The sequence below is a fragment of the Aquabacter spiritensis genome, from assembly GCF_004346185.1.
GTDB classification, from domain to species: Bacteria; Pseudomonadota; Alphaproteobacteria; order Rhizobiales; family Xanthobacteraceae; genus Aquabacter; species Aquabacter spiritensis.
Map to the genome: position 1 here is coordinate 287,062 of NZ_SMAI01000003.1, position 17,424 is coordinate 304,485.

At 69.8% G+C, this 17,424-nt stretch carries 18 protein-coding genes; 9 read left to right on the forward strand and 9 right to left on the reverse strand.

Translation table 11 applies throughout. The features are described 5' to 3' along the window. Positions 1-11: 11 nt before the first annotated feature. From EDC64_RS07730 to EDC64_RS07740, 3 genes are read right to left on the reverse strand one after another with little or no spacing between them, the layout of a single operon-like run. Positions 12-1,421 (reverse strand): gamma-glutamyltransferase, encoded by a 1,410-nt coding sequence (locus EDC64_RS07730; RefSeq protein ID WP_132030688.1) that lies wholly within the window; start codon positions 1,419-1,421, stop codon positions 12-14. Further along, the gene (locus EDC64_RS07735; RefSeq protein ID WP_245504596.1) at positions 1,418-2,854 is read right to left on the reverse strand and encodes an aldehyde dehydrogenase family protein; all 1,437 of its coding nucleotides are present in this window, start codon (positions 2,852-2,854) and stop codon (positions 1,418-1,420) included. Before EDC64_RS07735 ends, EDC64_RS07730 begins: the two co-directional genes overlap by 4 nt. Positions 2,855-2,867: 13 nt before the next feature. Further along, positions 2,868-3,938: a DODA-type extradiol aromatic ring-opening family dioxygenase gene (locus EDC64_RS07740; protein WP_132030690.1), complete on the reverse strand. Its 1,071-nt coding sequence runs from the start codon at positions 3,936-3,938 to the stop codon at positions 2,868-2,870. Between the two features lie 111 nt (positions 3,939-4,049). Here EDC64_RS07740 and EDC64_RS07745 point away from each other — a divergent pair, with 111 nt between their 5' ends. Beyond that, positions 4,050-4,910: an AraC family transcriptional regulator gene (locus tag EDC64_RS07745; protein ID WP_165933680.1), complete on the forward strand. Its 861-nt coding sequence runs from the start codon at positions 4,050-4,052 to the stop codon at positions 4,908-4,910. Here EDC64_RS07745 and EDC64_RS07750 read toward each other — a convergent pair. Genes EDC64_RS07750 through EDC64_RS07775 form a run of 6 tightly spaced genes read right to left on the reverse strand, consistent with a single transcriptional unit; the run spans position 4,841 to position 10,065 of the window. Then, a complete protein-coding gene (locus EDC64_RS07750) occupies positions 4,841-5,260 on the reverse strand; it encodes a GtrA family protein (RefSeq protein WP_165933681.1) in 420 nt (139 codons plus the stop codon). The two genes, EDC64_RS07745 and EDC64_RS07750, sit on opposite strands and share 70 nt — an antisense overlap. After that, positions 5,257-6,444 (reverse strand): NAD(P)/FAD-dependent oxidoreductase, encoded by a 1,188-nt coding sequence (locus EDC64_RS07755; protein WP_132030693.1) that lies wholly within the window; start codon positions 6,442-6,444, stop codon positions 5,257-5,259. The genes EDC64_RS07750 and EDC64_RS07755 overlap by 4 nt, the downstream gene beginning before the upstream one ends. A gap of 9 nt (positions 6,445-6,453) precedes the next feature. Beyond that, a complete protein-coding gene (locus tag EDC64_RS07760; protein WP_132030694.1) occupies positions 6,454-7,275 on the reverse strand; it encodes a glycosyltransferase family 2 protein in 822 nt (273 codons plus the stop codon). Further along, positions 7,272-8,285, reverse strand: coding sequence for a hypothetical protein (locus EDC64_RS07765; protein WP_132030695.1), 1,014 nt, complete (start codon positions 8,283-8,285; stop codon positions 7,272-7,274). The genes EDC64_RS07760 and EDC64_RS07765 overlap by 4 nt, the downstream gene beginning before the upstream one ends. Next, positions 8,282-9,118 carry a sugar phosphate isomerase/epimerase family protein gene (locus EDC64_RS07770; RefSeq protein WP_132030696.1) on the reverse strand — a complete coding sequence of 279 codons (837 nt, stop codon included), beginning with the start codon at positions 9,116-9,118 and terminating at the stop codon, positions 8,282-8,284. Before EDC64_RS07770 ends, EDC64_RS07765 begins: the two co-directional genes overlap by 4 nt. Continuing rightward, positions 9,115-10,065 (reverse strand): sugar nucleotide-binding protein, encoded by a 951-nt coding sequence (locus tag EDC64_RS07775; protein WP_165933682.1) that lies wholly within the window; start codon positions 10,063-10,065, stop codon positions 9,115-9,117. Before EDC64_RS07775 ends, EDC64_RS07770 begins: the two co-directional genes overlap by 4 nt. A gap of 160 nt (positions 10,066-10,225) precedes the next feature. On the opposite strand from EDC64_RS07775, the gene EDC64_RS07780 reads away from it, so the two are divergent. From EDC64_RS07780 to EDC64_RS07815, 8 genes are all read left to right on the forward strand, one after another. Beyond that, positions 10,226-10,813 carry an NAD(P)H-dependent oxidoreductase gene (locus tag EDC64_RS07780; RefSeq protein ID WP_132030698.1) on the forward strand — a complete coding sequence of 196 codons (588 nt, stop codon included), beginning with the start codon at positions 10,226-10,228 and terminating at the stop codon, positions 10,811-10,813. 82 nt (positions 10,814-10,895) lie between these two features. Continuing rightward, on the forward strand, positions 10,896-11,735 hold the full coding sequence (locus EDC64_RS07785) for a universal stress protein (RefSeq protein WP_132030699.1): 840 nt from the start codon (positions 10,896-10,898) through the stop codon (positions 11,733-11,735). Between the two features lie 95 nt (positions 11,736-11,830). Next, positions 11,831-13,384 carry a PAS domain-containing sensor histidine kinase gene (locus tag EDC64_RS07790; RefSeq protein WP_132030700.1) on the forward strand — a complete coding sequence of 518 codons (1,554 nt, stop codon included), beginning with the start codon at positions 11,831-11,833 and terminating at the stop codon, positions 13,382-13,384. Then, positions 13,371-13,982 carry a response regulator FixJ gene (fixJ, locus tag EDC64_RS07795; protein WP_132030701.1) on the forward strand — a complete coding sequence of 204 codons (612 nt, stop codon included), beginning with the start codon at positions 13,371-13,373 and terminating at the stop codon, positions 13,980-13,982. Before EDC64_RS07790 ends, fixJ begins: the two co-directional genes overlap by 14 nt. Positions 13,983-14,110: 128 nt before the next feature. Beyond that, positions 14,111-14,512 carry a response regulator transcription factor gene (locus tag EDC64_RS07800; protein WP_245504583.1) on the forward strand — a complete coding sequence of 134 codons (402 nt, stop codon included), beginning with the start codon at positions 14,111-14,113 and terminating at the stop codon, positions 14,510-14,512. A gap of 138 nt (positions 14,513-14,650) precedes the next feature. After that, positions 14,651-15,331: a helix-turn-helix domain-containing protein gene (locus tag EDC64_RS07805; protein WP_132030702.1), complete on the forward strand. Its 681-nt coding sequence runs from the start codon at positions 14,651-14,653 to the stop codon at positions 15,329-15,331. Between the two features lie 228 nt (positions 15,332-15,559). Further along, the gene (locus EDC64_RS07810) at positions 15,560-17,044 is read left to right on the forward strand and encodes a PAS domain-containing sensor histidine kinase (RefSeq protein WP_132030703.1); all 1,485 of its coding nucleotides are present in this window, start codon (positions 15,560-15,562) and stop codon (positions 17,042-17,044) included. Between the two features lie 2 nt (positions 17,045-17,046). Beyond that, positions 17,047-17,424, forward strand: coding sequence for a response regulator (locus EDC64_RS07815; protein ID WP_132030704.1), 378 nt, complete (start codon positions 17,047-17,049; stop codon positions 17,422-17,424).

A 17,424-nucleotide genomic window follows, 5' to 3' on the forward strand; every position in this document is an offset into this window, starting at 1 on the left:
CGCCATCTCCGTCAATAGACCCCGACCACGGCGCAGCCGGTGCGGGGATCGACCGCCGCGCGGTGCAGCCCGCCGGGTTCGGCGAGCGCGATGATCTGCTGGCAGGCGCGCAGCGACAGCGGACCGAGCGCCTTGTCGGGGATTACGTCCGGCGGCAGGGCGCCGGGCTCGGCCGACAGCACGTCCTGCGCGTCGAGCGCCCAGCGTGGCGCCGAGACGACGTCCGCCGGCGCGGCGCCGCGCGCCAGCTCGGTCACCATCTGGACGTTCCACGGCATCTGGTTGACGCCGCCCGGCGTCGCGCCGACGAACAGCGTGCCGTCGCGCTCCAGGCTCCAGGCATGCACCGTGGTCCAGGGGACCTTGCCGGCGGCGGGAGCGTTCGCCGCGCCGGCCGGCGCGGTGAGGTCGAAGCCCCGGCCCGGCCGGTTGTTCAGGATCAGGCCGTCCGCCATCACGATGCCGGAGGCGAATTGCGGAAACGAGTTGGAATGCAGCACCACCACCGCATTGCCGGCCTCGTCCGCCGCCGCCACCAAGGTCGTGCCGCCGTCGAGATGCTCGCGGCCCTCGCGCTTGGCCGCCGCGCGGGTGGCGCGCACCGCGTCGAGCGGCGCCACGGCCTTGCGCAGCACGTCCTGCGCCGCCGCGATGAGGCGCGGCCCGTGGGTCGGGAAGGGGGTGGCGGTGAGGACGCAGCCGGGGCCGATCTCGCTGGTCTCGGGGGCGAGAAACTGCCCCGGGCGCTGGCGGAAATCCTCGGTCCGCAGGATGCCGCCGCGCGCGGTCAAATCGGCGATGAGCGCCGCGCCGATTTCGCTCTCGAACAGCGCGTCGCCGTCGCGGGCGAAGGCCGCGAGCAGGCGGCCGAGGCCGGGCAGGCGCCGGATATCGCCGACCTTGGGCACGAGTCCGCCGGGGGCGTAGGGATTGTCCGGGCTGAGCCGCGCCAGCGTCTCGCGCGCCTCGACGACATAAGACAGGCTCACGCGGTCCCAGGCGATGCCGGCTTCCGAGGCGCGTACCGCCGGGCCGATCAGGGTGTCGCGGTCGAGCCGGGCATGACCATGCAGCAGGCTGTAGCCGTGGGGTGCGCCGGGCACGCCGACCGAGCGGGGCCCGACCCGCTCCAGCGCCGCCCCCTCGGCGAGCGCGAGGCAGCCGCCGCCGACGCTCACCAGCGCCTCGAACCGGCCGCCCGCGCGGCGCACCAATGCGACGAGATCGCCGAACAGGCCGCTTTTCATCGGCAAGGCGACGGTGTCCATGAAACAGGCCGCGAGCGCCGCGTCGAACGCGTTGCCGCCTTTGGCGAACATCGCCGCTCCGGCGGCCGCCGAGGCGGGGTGCGCCGCCGTGACGATGCGGGGCGCGCTGGCGGCGAGGTTTTCGCGGATCAGGCCGAGCAGCGGATCGCTCACGGGCGGAAGCCCGTAAACTTCAGCTGGGACAATTCCTCGATCGCATAGCGCACGCCTTCGCGGCCGGTGCCGGACAGCTTCATGCCGCCGAACGGATACATGTCGAGCCGGAAGCGGCTCGCTTCGTTGACCCAGAGCGCGCCCACCTCGAAATCCTCCGACACCCGCATCGCCGCGGCGAGCGAGGCGGTGAAGACGGCGCCCTGCAGGCCGAAGGGCGAATCGTTCGCGAGGTCCAGCGCCGCATCGATCCCGTCGAACGGCACCAGGATCGCCACCGGGCCGAACACCTCCTCCTGCCAGAGGCGGGCGGTGCGCGGCACGTCGGCGAGAATGGCCGGGGAGACGATGCAGCCGTCCTGGCGCGGTTCCAGCAGATAGCGCGCGCCCTTCGCGATCGCGTCGTGGCACATCGCCATGACCCGGTCGGCCGAAGCGCGGTGCACCATCGGCCCGACATCGGTCGCCGGATCCTCGGCCGCGCCGACCCTGAGCGCGGCGGCGGCGGTGACGAATTTCTCGGCGAAGGCGTCGAGAACCGCGCGGTCGACCAGAACCCGCTGGGCGGAGATGCATTGCTGGCCGGACGCCTCGAAGCCGGCGGCCGCGATCTTCTTCGCGGCGTCGGCGAGATCGGCGTCGGCGAGCACCAGATTGGCGGCGTTGGAGCCGAGTTCGGAGCAGAATTTCTTGATCCCGGCGGCGCGCGCCAGCGCCTCTCCGGCGGTGGTGCCGCCGGTGAAGCTCACCGCCGCGACGTCGGCATGGCCGGCGAGCGCGAGGGCAGTCTCGCGGTCGCCGGTGACGACGTTGAACAGGCCTTCGGGCCAGCCGGCCTCGCGCAGCAGGCGGGCGAAGGCGAGCGCGGTGCGGGTGCCGGACGGCGCCGGCTTCACGACCACGGAATTTCCAGCCGCGATCGCCGGGGCGACCTTCTGCACCAGGAGATTGGCGGGCGCGTTGAACGGCGTGATGGCCCCGACCACGCCATAAGGCACGCGCCGGGTGAAGCCGAAATGGCCGGCGCCGTTCGCCGTGGCGTCGACCGGGATCACCTCGCCGGCGGGAACGTGCGGCAGCGCGTTCGCGGTCGCCTCGATGAATTCGGCCGAGCGCCGGGCCTCGAACCGCGCCAGGCGGATCGGCTTGCCGACATCGGCGCTGATCAGATCGGCGATCAGATCGGCATTGGCCGCGACCGCCGCCTGTGCCGCCTTCAGCCAGGCGACGCGCTGGGCGATGGTCGATTTGCGGTGCGCGGCGAAGGCCGCCTTGGCGGAGGCGACCGCCGCCGCGACGCCGTCCGCGCCCGCTTCGACCAGATGCGCGTGCACCGTGCCGTCCTGCGGACGGACGAGGTCGAGCACCGCGCCGTCATGGTTCAAAGCCGTGCCGCCGACATAGGATGTGAGCCGCGCGGGGCCTGCCTCCATCACGCCCATCGCCTCACTCCGCCGCCGGCTGGCGCGGCTTCAGGCGCTGGATCTGCATATTGGCGAGGAACGGCACCAAAGGGTGCACGCCCATCGCGACCATTTGCGGGACGTCGAGATCGGCGAGCGCTGCCTTCTGGGTCTCGGGAAGGTCGAGCGCCGCGACATAGGATTTGGGATCCGCCACATAGGCGGCGCGCTTGTCGCCGTCATGGGCGAGGGTGTGCAGCGCGCTGGTCAACGCGACGAGTTCCGGCTTGATGTTGGGGTAGTGCGCCTGATGGTCGGTGCTCTTGGCCTCGAACCAGCCGAGCGAGGCATAATTGTGGTGCCAGCTCGGATCCATCGAGACGAGGTCGGGCTTGCGCTCGCCGAGCGCGCCGGCGCCGCAGGCCCAGCAGCGCAGCTCGATATTGCCGGTATCGTCCAGTTCGACCTCGTCATAGCCGACGAGCGACTTCAGATTGCCGGCGCACAGCCGTTCGAACGCCTTGGTGTCCCAGTCGAGTTCGGGGCTGGAATAGCGGTCGGTGCCGGGGAAGTGCGACATGCCGCCGGAGCACACGACGACGGTGCGCAGGCCCATGCTGGTGACGGCGCGGGCGATCGCCTGGCCGAAGGCGTAGCAGCGCTCCATGGTCGGCTGCGGCGGCAGATAGGCGTTCACATAGATCGGCAGGACCGGTGCGGTGACGCCGAGATGGGTCAGGGGAATGCCGATGGCGTAATCGATCTTGGCGGTCGAGGAGAAGGCCGGATCGAAGCCCTGGCGGTAAAGCTCGCGGACCAGTTCGAAGCCGATTTCGCTCGGCACCTGCCAATGGAATTTGTGGCCGGCGAATTCGCCCGTCGCCTCGCCGCCGACATGGATGGTGAAGGGCGGGGCGGAGGTGTGGAAGAATTGCTCGGCGTGATCGTTGGAGAAGATGATCCACAGGTCCGGATTGAGCGCCTTCAGCTTCTCGCCGATATCGGCGCCGGCCTTCTTGACGGCGGCGACGGTCGCCTTGTCCTCGGTGTCGGGGAGGGTGAAGAATTGCGGGGCATGCGGCAGCATGGCGCCGCCGACGACGGTGGAGCGCATCGGAACCTCCTGAAGGTGTGGGGAGCCGGTCCCTGTCGGGCCGTTCCGCCTGCGGGTGACGATACGGCTTCCGGCTTATGTGCGTTAGCGGTAATCTGTCGAACAATGTCTGTGAAACGACAACCCACCCCGCCCCGGCTGCGCGACGCCAACGGCTTCCTCGTCGACATGCCGGTTCCCGACCGGCCGCGCCGGGTCGTCGCCTTCGCCGCCGATACCGACCGCGGCACCGGCAAGACGCCGCACGCCCATCGGCGCGGCCAGCTTCTGTCGGTGCTGTCCGGGTCGATTGCGGTCACCGCGGCGCAGGGGACCTATGTGGTGCCGCCGGAGCGCGCGCTCTGGATCCCGCCCGACGTGCGCCACGAGACGCGCCACCTCGCGGCGACCCAGTTGCGCACGGTCTATGTGGCGCGCGACGCCGCCCGCGCGCTGCCGCCACGCATGGCGGTGGTGCAGGTCTCGCCGCTGCTGCGCTGCCTGATCGACGCGGTGACGGCTTTGCCGCCGGATTATGACGAGGCGGCGGCGCCGGGCCGGCTGGTCTCGGTCCTGCTCGACCAGATCGCCGCCTCGCCGATCGCGCCGCTGCATTTGCCCTTGCCGGCGACCGCGGCGCTGCGGCGGCTCGCCGAGAGCATCCTCGCCGATCCCGCCGACCGCCGCACGCTGGAGGATTGGACGGCGCCGCTCGGCATGTCCGCCCGCACCCTGGAGCGGCGCTTCAAGGCCGAGACCGGGCTCAGCCTGCGCGCCTTCCGCCGTCAGGCGAAGCTGTTCCGGGCTCTGGAAATGGTCGCCGCGCGCGCCCCGGTGAACCGGATTTCCGACGCGCTCGGCTTCGAGGGGCCGAGCGCCTTCATCGCGATGTTCAAGACCGCGTTCGGCGTCACGCCCGGGCGCTATCTGTCCGAGCGCCCGCCGCCGGAGACCGGCTTGGCGCCGAACACGGCGAAGCGGGTCAGGACATAGTTCACGCAGAGCGAAAATCCCGCCGCGCCGACCAGGACCGCGGCATGTTCGAGGTCGCTTGTCGCGAACCGCGCGAGGCTCCAGATGAACAGGCTGCGCACCGCGAGCCCGACCAAAGCGGCGCCGATATATTTGACGAAGCGCGTGCCGTCGCCGCCCTCCCGCCGGTCGGCGAAGGTCCAGACGGCGTGGGCGAGATAGGTCGCGATGACCGCCAGCGAGAAGCCGAGCGCGGCCGCCGCCACCAGCGGCAGGCCGAGCAGCTTGAAGGCGGCGAAGGATGCGGCGAAGTCGAGCCCGTAGCCGGCGACGACGACGATCAGGAAGCGCAGGTCGCGCGGGATTCTCACGCCGCCGGTCCTCCGCCGGTCGAAGCGCGCAGACGCGGCGCCGCCGCGCCGGGCAGCAGGCAAGAGAGATCGACGCCGCGCCAGCGCGGGTCCTCCTGGGGCAGGATTTCGAACAGGTCGTAGATGTTGTCGATCTTTCCGCCGAGGATCGAGATCACGTTCGGCGCGTCGGGGTGGCGGTGGAACAGGATCGGGCGCCCGTCATTGCGCTCGTTCTTCAGCAGGACGGTCTTCACGTCGAACAGCGAGTCGCGCCAGACCGTGCCGCCGAGGCAGGGCATGTAGCGCCGCGCATCCATCATCATGTGGCGCCAGCGCGAGACCTTCGGCAGCTCCTGCGCCAGCGCATAGGGCGCGCGGCCGACATTGGCGTCGAGCCAGGAGAAATGCGGGGTGTAGCGGACATGGGTGAGGGAATAGAGCCCGGCCGCGGGATAGGGCATGACCGAGAAGAAGGGGCCGTCCATCACGGTGGCGGCGAGCCCCGCCAGCGCCGGGGGCGGCTCGACCAGGGCGATCTCGACGAATTCGTGCTTGAGGCTCAACGGGGCGATGCCGCTCGCCGCCAGCACCGCATTCAGCATGGCATAGGTGACGTTGAACACGGTGCCGGCCGAGAGGCTCGTACCGCCCGCAAGCTCGATGCCGACGCGGTCGGCGCGCGGCTCCAGGCGCGCCACGGTGCATCCGAGCCGCATCTCGACGCCGGCGCGCGCGATCTGGGCCTCCAGCCCGTCGCGCAGCACGCGATAATCGAACGCCCATTCGCGCGCCTCGAACACGGCCTCGATCAGGTCCGGGGCGAACAGCGCGGCGGCGTCGCGGCCGGCCGGCCGGATCGGTGCGCCGAGATTTTCGAACATCCGCAGGAAGCGCCCGGCGGACACTTTCGAGCGCCGCCGCGCAATGGCGTAGAGCATCTCGAAATCGTCGACGACGGCGGCGGGAAAATCGTGCGCGAAGCGCCGGTGCAGCGCCATCGAGCGCAGCGCCGTCAGGAAGCTTCGGGGATAATGGAAGCCGGTATGGATGCGGGCCTGGTTGACCCGCGAGGCGCGGGTCAAGATCGCGTCGCCGGCCTCGATCACCACCACGCGGTCGCTGATCGAGCGCAAAAGGAGCGCGAGGCAGCAGCCATAGAAGCCGCCGCCGATCACCGCGAAATCGTAATCCGGCCGGCTCATCGCGCCGGCCTAGCGGGAGGCGGGATTATAGGCGCCCCGCAGCGTCTTCCACAGCACCTTGATGAGGTCCAGATGGGCGTGCGCGCCGCCGATCTTGGTCGGGATGGCTTCATCGGCGGGATAGACGCGCCGGGTCGGGATCTCCGCCGTGCGGTAGCCGAGCTGGCCGGCGCGCGCGGTCAGATAGGCCAGGAGTTCGTAGCGCACGAACACGTCGCGGAACGGCTGGACGCGCGAATCCAGGAGATAGCGGGAGGAATAGGCGCGATAGCCCTGGGTCGTATCGGTGAACCAGCGTCCGCCGGCGAGGCTCAAAGCCGGTGCGTGCAGCAGGCGGATGGCGAGCAGCCGGCTCGTCGGCGTGTTGACGCCTGCGCCGCCGGGAATGAAGCGGGAGGCCTGGGCATAGTCGATCCCGGCATCGAGCGCGGCGATGAAGCGCGGCAGGCTGTCGACCGAATCCTTGCCGTTGCCGTCGATGGTGATGATGCCGGAATAGCCCTCCGCCAGCGCGAAGGCATAGGCGCAGCGCAATTGCGCGGAGAGTTTGCCCGGCCCGGTCTTGGTGAGCAGCGCCCGCACCCCCATCGCCTGGAGGAAGTCACGCGCGAGCGAGCCGTCGGTGGAGCCGCCGTCGACGATGATCACGTCGAGCGCGTCCGACAGGCCGAGCCGGTGGGTCTCCTCCAGCTGCCGGCGGATCCGCTCGCCCTCGTTGATGACCGGGACCACCAGGCAATAGGGCCGGCGCACCGGCGCGAACACGTCCGCCGTGAAGCCCGGGACGGACCAGCCGAGCCGGCGGAATTCCTCCGCGTAGGGCTGGGTCATCGCGACTCGTCCCCGACCGCGTCCGCGGCCCGGATCTCGACGTTCAAATCCGTGACCTTGCTGAAGAAATCCACATTGGTGACTTCGTCGACGATGGTGTAGCGCAACATGCCCTCGATCCGGTCCAGGAGCTTCACGAGGCCGATGGAAATGGCGGCGACGGTGATGCCGAGAAAGCCGACGATGATCGCCTGGAGGGCCGATGTGGTCAGCCAGCCGGGGGCGATGTCGTCCTTCACCATCCAGACGATGACGGCATAAGCCCCGTAGACCACCGCGAACACCGCCACCGCGAGCGAGAGCGCGGCCACCGAGCGCAGCACGCGGGGGGCGGCGCTGGTCATCAGATCGGCGAGCAGCCGGAAGCGCCGGCCGAGGGAGTTCGGCGCGCGCGGCACCCGCACGCCGGGCGGCACCGGCGCGCGCCGGAACCGGCCGGTGCCGGTGCGGCGCTCGAACCGCAGCAGGAGGTCGGCGTCCGGACGGGGCAAAGTGAGGCTCAGCCAGGCGCGGGGAAAACCCGCGGTCAGCGTGTCGCGCGGATCGATGCGATAGCCGATCACGCGGCCGATGGCGCCGAGGAAGGCATGGGTGAGCGCGCCCTGATGCCCGCGCACCATGACGATGACCTCGTCGCTTTCATAGACCCGGTCGGCGAGGTCCGGCAGGTTCATCAGCGGCAGTTCGTCGAGCGAGGTCAGGAGCACCACGTCGCCGATCGCCTCGGACGCGGCGGCGAGCCGCATGCGGTAGAAATTGTCGACCGCTTCGACCCGCAGCACGCGGACATTGGGAATGCGCGCGAGGTCGCCGAGAAGGGCCGGGGCCGCCTCCTCGCCGATCGGCGCGACCACCACCATTTCCCAGAATTGGTAGCGCGCCGCCAATTGGCCGGCGAGCACGCGCAGCGCTTCGATCTGCGGCGCGCTCAAGGCGAGCACGACGACGCCGACCGAGACCAGATAGTCGCCGCGCAAGGCGGGGGTGCCGGCCGGGACGGGCGCGGTCATTCGGGATCCCCCAGGGCCGCGCGCGCCGCATCGACCGACCGGCGCAATGTCCCGATCGGGTCGACCGGGTCCGCGCGCATCTCGATCGACGCGTAGCCGTCCCATCCTGCGGCGGCGAGGGCGGCGGTCAGGCGCCGGGCGGTCGCGGCGTCGCGCGGGAAGGGGGCGAGGCCGGGCTCGCTCAGATGGACATGGGAGATGCGCGGCCGGGCGAGCGCGAGCAGCGCCTCCAGCCGGTCGAACGCGCCGTTTACATGCAGGGCGCCGACATCGAAATTCACCGTGACCGCGGGATGGCCGACCAGGCGCACGAAGGCGTCGGTTTCCTCGAGCGTGGTGAGGAAATTGGTCCCGTAAACGGCGGGGTTGGGTTCCATCGCGAGCACGCAGCCGGCGGTCCGGGCGCTTTCTCCGAGCGCCCGGAAGGTGTCCGCCGCGATTGCCCGGGCCTCGTCCTCGCTCATGTCCGGCGGCACGACGCGGTTGCGTGGGGAGCCGACCACGAGATTGGCGATGCCGAGCCGTTCGGCGAGCCGGATCGCGCGCAGCATCGCTCGGGCGAACACCGCCCGCTCCGCCGCGTCGCCGAATAGCGCCGCGCCTTCCACGCCGAACAGAAGCGACTGCATGGAGCAGAAGGTCAGGCCCGCCGCCGCCGCCGCCGCGCGCGCGGCGACGACCGCGCTGTCGGGCGGATCGAACGGGGCGGCGGCATCGGCGAACAACAGGCCGGGGGCGATTTCGAGCCCCGCGACGCCGGCGGCGGCGAGCACGTCGTAGGCCGGCTGCGCCGCGTCCGCCGGCCAGGCGATGTTGGAGACGGCGAGCCTCATGCGCCGACCGCCTCGCGATAGAAGCGCGTGAGGTCGGCGAGCGTGTCGGCGGCCGAATAGAGATAGGGCGCCGGCCCGCCCCATTGCGCGCAATAGCGGCTGTGCATGTCCTCGGCATAAAGCGGCGGGCCGGGATTGTCGAACGCGGTGCCCGTCAAAGCGAGGTGGATGTCGGCGGCGCGCAGCGGCGCGCTCGCGACGTGCAGGACCGGGATCTCCGCCGCCAGACACCGTTTGATGTCGTCCCAGAGCCGGTCGAGCGCGTAATATTGAAACCGGCTCTCGCTGTTGGTGAAGCCCGGCGCGGTGAAGCCGGCGGCCGCAAATCCCTGGGCGAGAATGCGGTCGTGCCCGGCGGCGCGGGCGGCGTCCCGTTCGAACCGCATCATGCCGAGCGCCGTGTCGGGGACGAAGAAGGCCCGCGCCGCCGCCGCGCTCTCGGCCGGCATGGCGCCGAGCAGATCGGACAGGCGGTCGGGTTTGAGGAAGGAGGGGACGGGATTGATCAGGTCGAAGACGAAGTTCTTCTTGATCGCGTGCCCGAACAGCGCGGGAAGGCGCAGGATGTGGCAGCGCTGGACCTGCGCGCTCAGCGCCAGTTCGAGATGCCGGCGGTTGCGGCCATAGGCCTTGGCCGTCTCGTAGCGCGCTCCGGTCTCGTCATAGCCGGCGGCCGCATCGTCGAGCACGGCGATGGTCGAGACGAGCACGAGCCGGTCGATCGCGGCCCCGGCGAGATGCCCGACCAGCGCGTCGATCCCGGCGAGGTCCCGCGCGGGATCGGCATTGGCCGCCCACATCGTGGCGGGCGCGGCGGCGCAGACGACGAGATCGAAGGCGCGCCCCCGGATGTCGGCGATGTCGGCCGAATTGTAGAGCGCGTCGAACGCGGCCGCGCGCTTCAGATTCGTCCCGACAAACCCGCTGTGCCCGATGAGTGCGCGCATGCCCGCTCCTGCCTTCCTCCTCGGTTCATAGGGGAGTTTGCCCAATGCGCAAAGACGCGCCTCAAAATGCATCGCGGCCTTGATCTGCCTCACCGCGTCCGCGGCAGGGCGGTCCGAAGCTCAAGTCGCGACTGCGGCCGCGCGCGGCGGGAGGTTCGGCATGGGACGGCGCATTCTGATCATTGACGGGCATCCGGATCCGGAGGGCGGCCATCTCTGCCACGCTTTGGTCGCGGCCTATCGCGCCGGCGCCGAAGCCGCCGGACATGCGGTGCGGCAGGTGGATGCCGCGCGGCTCGACGTGCCCTTCGTCCGCTCCCAGGAGGAATGGCGGTTGCCGACCCGCCAACCGGTCGTCGCCCAGGCGCAGGCCGACATGGTTTGGGCGGAGCACGTGGTGCTCGTCTTCCCGCTCTGGCTCGGCGACATGCCGGCGGCGATGAAGCACGGGCTGGAGCATCTGAGCAGCGGCGGGGCGATGATCGAACGCGACGCGGCGGGGCGCTGGCACAAGAAGCTGTCGGGGCGCTCGGCGCGGATGATCGTGACCATGGGCATGCCGGCGTTGATCTATCGCCTGTTCTATTTTTCCCATGCGCTGCGGAGCCTGCGGCGCAACATTCTCGGCTTTTCAGGCCTGTCGCCGGTGCGCGAGAGCCTGTTCGGAAACGTCGAGGGACCGGACCGGGCCGCGGCACGCGCCCGCTGGATCGCAGATGTCCGCCACCTCGGCGAGACGGCCGGTTGACGTAGCGGAATATCTTGATCTGCCTCAACGCCGCCAAAGGCTTCCGGCGTAATGTTTCCCGCAGATCAATCGGGAGGACGACATGCTCCAAGGCATCAAGAGCGTACTGGTCGGCGTGACCGAAGAAGGCATCGAGGAAAGCGCGTCCGCCCTCGGCTATGCGCTGTCGCTGGCCCGCCAGGCCGGCGCACATCTGACGGTGCAGGCGACGTCGGTGCGGATCAATCTCCACCATGCCGTCGTCAGCGATTTCGCGACCAGCCTGATCGCGGCCGAGAACCGGCGGATCCAGGCGCTGGCCGAGGCGGTCGCCGAGCGCAGCCGCGGCGAGGCCGAGGCGGCCGGCGTCACCTGCACCGTCGAGAGCAGCCAGCTCAGCTATCAGGAACTGCTGAAGAGCTTCGTCGCGCAGGCCCGGGTCAACGACCTCGCGGTCCTCGATGCCGAGACAGCGACCGTCGACGTGGATCGCGGGCTGATCGAAAACGTGCTGTTCGAGAGCGGTCATCCGCTGCTGCTCGTGCCGCCCAAGGCCCGATCCTTCAGCGCGCGGCGCGTCGTCGTCGCCTGGGACGGCAGCGCCCATGCGGCGCGGGCCATGACCGATGCCCTGCCCTTCCTGCGTGCGGCCGAGGCGGTGGATCTGCTGTGCATCGTCGCCGAGGCGGATCTCGCCCGGACGATTCCCGGGGCGGATGCCGCCACCTTCCTCGCCCGTCACGGCGTGGCGGTGACCGAGAACGACCTCCCGGCGGGGCCGGACGGCACGTCCCAGACGCTGCTGCGGTATCTCGAGCGGGTCGGTGCGGACCTGCTGGTGATGGGAGCCTACAAGAAGTCCCTGTTCTGGGAATGGGTGGCCGGCGGGGTCACGCAATCCCTCCTCAAGGCCAATCCGGTGCCGATGCTCATGTCGCACTGACCGGCCGCGGAGGCTGCACTTCCGGCTTGCACACGGCCGCCGATTGCGCTTCGGATGGGTGTGCGCCGGGGGCGCGGGAGGAGCCGGCTGACCTGATGACGGACGTGACGGACGAGAGCGGGGACGGCGCCGGGCAGGATTCGCGCGCGACGGAGGACGGTCTGCACGGCATTCTCGACGATGCCGGGATCGGCACCTGGTCGCTCGATATCCATACCGGCCGTATCCGCATGTCGGCCACCTGCGCCCGGCTTTTTGGGATGGGCGAGGCCTGCGTCGCGGACTTTGCCGGGCTGCAGGCGGCGGTCCATCCCGACGACCGGGAGGCGCGGGAGCGCGCGACCGCTCGCGCGTTCGCCGGCAGCGGCCGCTATGCCGCCGAGATGCGGGTGCGCCGGCCGGGCGGGACCTATGGCTGGGTGCGCTCGCAGGGCCAGGTGCGCCGGGACGCCGCCGGCCGTCCGCTCTGGATGCATGGCGTCGTCTTCGCGGTCGACGGCCAGAAATCCGCAGAGGAGGAGCTGCGGGCGCGCGAGGAGCATCTGCGCTCGATCCTCGACACCGTGCCGGAGGCGATGATCGTCATCGACGAGGCGGGGATCATGAGTTCCTTCTCCGCCACCGCCGAGCGGCTGTTCGGCTACGGCGCGCGGGAAGCCATCGGCCGCAACGTCTCGATGCTGATGTCCGAGCCCGACCGCAGCCGGCACGACCGCTATCTCGCCAATTATCGCCGCACCGGTGAAAAGCGCATCATCGGGACCGGCCGGATCGTCAACGGGCAGCGGCGGGACGGGTCGATCTTTCCGATGGAACTCGCGGTCGGCGAGATGCGCTCCGGCAACCGGGTTTATTTCACCGGCTTCATCACCGATCTCACCGAACGCCAGCAGACCCAGGCCCGCATGCAGGTGCTGCAGTCGGAACTGGTCCATGTCTCGCGCCTCACCGCCATGGGCGAGATGGCCTCGACCCTCGCCCATGAGCTGAACCAGCCCCTGGCGGCGGTGAGCAATTATCTGAAGGGCTGCCGCCGCCTGCTCGACCAGGCGGATCTGGCGGCCCTGCCGAAGGTGAAGGAAGGTCTGGACCGCGCCTCGGAGCAGGCGGTGCGCGCCGGGCAGATCATTCGCCGCCTGCGCAATTTCGTCTCCCGCGGCGAGACCGAGCGGCGGATGGAGCGGGTGTCGCAGCTGATCGACGAAGCGAGCGCGCTGGCGATGGTCGGGGGCCGGGAGGCCGGGATCGTGTCGCGCCTCGAACTCGATCCGCGGGTGTCGAGCGTCCATGCCGACCGGGTTCAGGTCCAGCAGGTTCTGGTCAATCTGATTCGCAACGCCATGGACGCGATGCATGCCTCGCCACGCCGCGAAATTACCTTGTCGGCCCGGCCCAGTCCGGGCGGGATGGTGGAGATCGGCGTCTCCGATACCGGCCCTGGCCTGTCGGCAGAGGTGGCGGAGCGGCTGTTCCAGCCCTTCGTGACCACCAAGGCGAACGGCATGGGGGTCGGCCTGTCGATCAGCCGGACCATCATCGAGGCCCATGGTGGTAAGCTCTGGGTCGAGACGAACGCGGCGGGAGGCGCCTGCTTCCGCCTGACGCTTCCCGCCGGAGAGAGCAGCGAGCCGCGCGATGCTGGACGATGATCTGATCCATGTGGTGGACGACGACGATGCAATGCGGGAATCGCTCGCCTTTCTGCTCGGCTCGTCGGGCTTTTCGGTGCGGCTCTATGACGGCGCGCCGGTCTTTCTCCAGAAGATGGCGGGCCTGCCGTCCGGATGCATCCTGACCGACATCCGCATGCCGGAGATCGACGGCATGGAATTGCTGCGCCGGGTCCGGGCGAGCGGGCGCAACCTGCCCGTCGTGCTGATGACCGGCCATGGCGACGTGCCGCTCGCGGTGGAGGCGATGAAGCTCGGCGCGTCCGATTTCATCGAGAAGCCGTTCGACGACGAGGTTCTGCTCGGCGCGCTGCGGACCGCGCTGGCGCGCAGCCGGGGCGAGCAGCGCGCGGGCGACACTTTGGCCGAATTCACCCGCCGCCTCGCCACCCTCTCCCAGCGCGAGCGCCAGGTCTTCGACCGGCTGGTGGCGGGCGACGCCAACAAGGTGATCGCCCGCATCCTCGACATCAGCCCGCGCACCGTCGAAGTCTACCGCGCCAATGTCATGACCAAGATGCAGGCCTCCAGCGTCTCCGAGCTGGTGCGCCTCGCGGTCCATGCCGGGGTGGCGTGACGGCGACCGGTCTCGATCCCGGACGCAGGAGAGGTCGCGTCGCCGCCGGACTTGATCCGGCTCAAGGTGCCGACCCCGCCGGCAGGCTTTGATGATCCGCCATTGCTGGCCGTCTGGAGGCCGAGGACGTGTCCACCCCGCCGCCCGGCGCCCCGCTGCCGGTCATGATCGTCGACGATGACCCCGGAGCGCTGAGCTCGCTGCGCTTCCTGCTGGAGAGCGAGGGCTACGAGGTGCGCGCCTTCGCCAGCGGGCCGGAACTCCTCGCGAGCCTGCCCGCCGGCGAAGTCACCTGCCTGATCATCGATTTCAAGATGCCGGAAATGGACGGCCTCGCCGTGTTCCGCTGCCTGCGCGACCGGCAGATGGACGCGCCCGTGATCGTCGTGACCGGCCATCCCGATCCCGGCATCGCCGACCGGGTGACCGCCGCCGGGCTGCGCCTGATCGAAAAGCCGCTCTCGCAGGACATGCTGCTCAACGCGGTCCGCGCCGTGCGCGCCGGCGGGACCTTCGAAGCGGATCGGTGATCCGGCCAATCTCGGCCCGCGCGCGCCGTTTTGCGCCTCCGGGATTTCCCTTAAGGGGCGCCCTTAAGCGATCGCCACGACGTTCCCGCGGACCGCCTGCTTGCTAGCCTCGATCCATCGAGCACGCAGGAGACGGCCATGAGACACGAAGCGCTGACCATCGCGACCTCCCTGCCCGCCGGCCTGCCCCGGTCCGGCGCGGAGCCGGGGCTGCTGCCCGGGTGCCCGGACCTCGTCGGGACCTCCTTCACCTATGGCCGCGAGGAAGAGATTTTCGGCGAGGGCGAAGAGGCGGATTTCGTCTATCGCGTGGTGCGCGGCGCGGTGCGCACCTGCAAGGTGCTCAGCGACGGCCGGCGCCAGATCGACGCCTTCCATCTTGCCGGCGACCTGTTCGGCTTCGAGAATGGCGGCACCCACCGGCTCTCCGCCGAGGCCATCGTCCCGACCACGGTTCTCCTGTTTCGGCGGCGCCAGATCGAGGAGGCCGCCGGCCGCGAGGTCGCGGCGGCGCGGCAGCTCTGGAATCATACCCTGCGCAGCCTCGGGCACGCCCAGGACCATATGATCCTGCTCGGCCGCCGCACCGCTTTGGAGCGCGTCGCCGCCTTCGTGCTGCTGATGGAGGCCCGGCTCGGCGGCACCGGCCGGTTCGAACTCGCCATGCCCCGCCGCGACATCGCCGATTATCTCGGCCTCACTCTGGAGACGGTGTCGCGCGCCATGTCGCAGCTGCAATCCGAGGGTGCGATCGCGCTCTCCGGCGCCCGCCGCCTGACGGTCGACAAGCGGCGGCTCAACGCCCTGGTCGAGGACTGATCCGCCGCACGCGGCGGCGGCCGCTCTTTCGGCGGCGACGTGCCGTGCTCACTGCGGTCGGGCACGCACAATCCGCTCGCAACTCGGCTATATTGCTTCTAAGCTTGATTTCACGATCCGTTCGCGCTTCCGTCGGTCCGACTTAAATCGTTTCGACATTTTCAGTCGTTGCGGCCAGTTCCGAAGAGACGGGCCTGCCCGCGCGCCTGTATTCGACTGGGACCCCGGATGCGGAACCGCAGCATCATTCTCGAGGAGGCGCCCGATGCGGTGATCGCCATCGACGCCGGCCTCAGAATCCTATCCTGGAATCGGGGCGCCGAGCGAGTCTATGGCTATTCCGCCGAGGAAGCGGTGGGGGCGCGCCTCGATGCGCTGGTCGCCGCCAGCGTCGACGGCGACGAGGCGCTGCGCAAGCTTGCACCTTTCTTCGTCCCCGGCCCCGACGTCGGCACGTTCGAGGCGATGCGCCGGCGCAAGGACGGCCTGCTGATCTTTGTCGACATCACCGCCAAGGCGCTGGGCCGCGCGCTCGAAGGATCGACGGGTCCCGCCGTGGTCCTGTGCGAGAAGGACGTCACGCAGATCCGGGTGCGACGGGATTCCAAGCATCTGGAGACACGGTTCCGCGACCTGTTCGAGATGATGCCCGACGCCATTGTCGTGCTGAACGCCACCGGGCGCATCGTCTTCGTCAACACCCAGGCGGAGACGCTGTTCGGCTATGCGCCGGGCGCGTTGATCGGCGAAGCCGTGGAGCGGCTCCTGCCCGACCGGCTGCGCACCGCCCATCTCCAGCATCGCTCGCAATATGTCCAGCAGCCCCGCGTCCGTGTCATGGGAGTCGGGCTCGAACTGTTCGGGCTGAGGTCGGACGGGCAGGAGATCCCCGTCGACGTCTCCTTGAGCCCGCTCCAGACCCCCGAGGGCACCCTGGTCCTGAGCGCGATCCGCGATGCCACCGAGCGTCGGCGGTTCGAGCGCGTGCTGCGCGACAAGAACGACCAGCTCGCGGCCGCGATGCACGCCAAGGACCGCTTTCTCGCGACGATGAGCCACGAGCTGCGCACCCCCTTGAATGCGGTGATCGGCTTCACCGGTACCCTGCTGATGCGGCTCGCCGGCCCGCTCAATGCGGAGCAGGAAAAGCAGTTGCGCACCATCCAGGCCTCGGGCCGCCATCTCCTGTCCCTGATCAATGATCTGCTCGATCTGGCCCGGATGGATGCCGACAAGCTCGAGCTTCACTTCGAGCCTCTGGTCTATCAGGAGGTGCTGAACGGGGTGTGCGAGAGCCTGCGTCCGCCACGCGAAGCCAAGGGGCTCGGCCTCGATTTCGTGATGCCGGAGCACAATCTCGTGCTGTCCACCGACCGGCGCGCCCTGACCCAGATCCTCACCAATCTGATCGCCAATGCCGTCAAGTTCTGCGATACCGGCGGCGTCACGCTGGATCTGCGCGAGGAGGTCGAGGGCGGCGAGCGCACGGTGCGGCTCGCGGTGCGCGACACCGGCATCGGCATCGCGCCGGAACATGTGGCGACGCTGTTCGACGCCTTTTCGCGGTTCGAGCACAACACCTCGTCCCGCGAGGGCAGCGGGCTCGGGCTTCACATCAGCCGCCGGCTGGCCGAGCGGCTCGGCGGCCGGATCGAAGTTGCGAGCGAGCTCGGCAAAGGCTCCACCTTCAGCCTCGTTCTGCCGGGAGGCTGACCATGCCGGCGACCATCCTGGTGATCGAGGACCACCCGACCAATCGCGACCTGATGCACTTCCTGCTGACCAAATCGGGCTTCCGGGTTCTGCTGGCGGAGGACGGCACGCGCGGGCTCGAGATCGCGCGCCGCGCGCGTCCCGATCTGGTCCTGAGCGACGTTCACATGCCGGGCCTGTCGGGCTTCGAAGTGGTCCGGGCGATGGCGCAGGATCCCGACCTCGCGGCGATCCCGATCATCGCCGTGACGGCCTCCGCCATGAGCGGGGACCGCGAGACCATGATCCGGGCCGGCTTCCACGATTACGTGTCGAAGCCGATCGAGCCCGAGACCTTTGTCGCGCAGGTCGCCCGCCACCTGCCGCCCGGTCCGGAGTGA

Excerpts from the sequence above, each read along its gene's own strand:
- EDC64_RS07735 (WP_245504596.1), bottom strand. The coding sequence starts at position 2,854 with ATGGAGGCAGGCCCCGCGCGGCTCACATCCTATGTCGGCGGCACGGCT.
- EDC64_RS07740 (WP_132030690.1), bottom strand. The coding sequence starts at position 3,938 with ATGCGCTCCACCGTCGTCGGCGGCGCCATGCTGCCGCATGCCCCGCAA.
- EDC64_RS07755 (WP_132030693.1), bottom strand. The coding sequence starts at position 6,444 with ATGAGCCGGCCGGATTACGATTTCGCGGTGATCGGCGGCGGCTTCTAT.
- EDC64_RS07760 (WP_132030694.1), bottom strand. The coding sequence starts at position 7,275 with ATGACCCAGCCCTACGCGGAGGAATTCCGCCGGCTCGGCTGGTCCGTC.
- EDC64_RS07765 (WP_132030695.1), bottom strand. The coding sequence starts at position 8,285 with ATGACCGCGCCCGTCCCGGCCGGCACCCCCGCCTTGCGCGGCGACTAT.
- EDC64_RS07770 (WP_132030696.1), bottom strand. The coding sequence starts at position 9,118 with ATGAGGCTCGCCGTCTCCAACATCGCCTGGCCGGCGGACGCGGCGCAG.
- EDC64_RS07775 (WP_165933682.1), bottom strand. The coding sequence starts at position 10,065 with ATGCGCGCACTCATCGGGCACAGCGGGTTTGTCGGGACGAATCTGAAG.
- EDC64_RS07780 (WP_132030698.1), top strand. The coding sequence starts at position 10,226 with ATGGGACGGCGCATTCTGATCATTGACGGGCATCCGGATCCGGAGGGC.
- EDC64_RS07785 (WP_132030699.1), top strand. The coding sequence starts at position 10,896 with ATGCTCCAAGGCATCAAGAGCGTACTGGTCGGCGTGACCGAAGAAGGC.
- EDC64_RS07790 (WP_132030700.1), top strand. The coding sequence starts at position 11,831 with ATGACGGACGTGACGGACGAGAGCGGGGACGGCGCCGGGCAGGATTCG.
- fixJ (WP_132030701.1), top strand. The coding sequence starts at position 13,371 with ATGCTGGACGATGATCTGATCCATGTGGTGGACGACGACGATGCAATG.
- EDC64_RS07805 (WP_132030702.1), top strand. The coding sequence starts at position 14,651 with ATGAGACACGAAGCGCTGACCATCGCGACCTCCCTGCCCGCCGGCCTG.
- EDC64_RS07810 (WP_132030703.1), top strand. The coding sequence starts at position 15,560 with ATGCGGAACCGCAGCATCATTCTCGAGGAGGCGCCCGATGCGGTGATC.
- EDC64_RS07815 (WP_132030704.1), top strand. The coding sequence starts at position 17,047 with ATGCCGGCGACCATCCTGGTGATCGAGGACCACCCGACCAATCGCGAC.